This is a genomic window from Halomonas marinisediminis, assembly GCF_004347715.1.
In the GTDB taxonomy this organism is placed as follows: domain Bacteria; phylum Pseudomonadota; class Gammaproteobacteria; order Pseudomonadales; family Halomonadaceae; genus Halomonas; species Halomonas icarae.
Window position 1 is genome coordinate 1 of the sequence record NZ_SLTR01000098.1, and the last position, 347, is coordinate 347.

Consider the following 347-nt stretch of genomic DNA (forward strand, 5'->3'; position numbering starts at 1 on the left):
GATTTCGTGCTGCAACTGCTCGACATCACTGTGGAGCGGGTTCTGGAGCGGCTCGAAAAGAAAATCGGAAAGGAGAAGGTCGCCAAGATCCGCAAGGCGCTCGATTACGCCGACGGGGTCTGGGAGTTCATCCGGGTGATCGTGACCGAAGGCGTTGGCGGGCTTTGGCGGTTCATCCAGGAGAAGCTGTCGAACCTGTGGTCCATGGTGTTGCAGAGCACTATCGGCTGGGTGGTCGAGAAGATCATCACCGAGGCCACGGTGAAGATCCTGTCCTTCCTCGACCCTTCGGGTATCATGGCGGTGATCAACAGTTGCATCGCGATCTATCGGGCGATCGAGACCTT

Annotated in this window: 1 protein-coding gene; it reads left to right on the plus strand. The window is 57.6% G+C overall.

All coding sequences use genetic code 11. The features are described from left to right. A partial coding sequence (locus E0702_RS19105) for a hypothetical protein (RefSeq protein ID WP_165927568.1) occupies nt 1-347 on the plus strand: 347 nt, incomplete at both ends.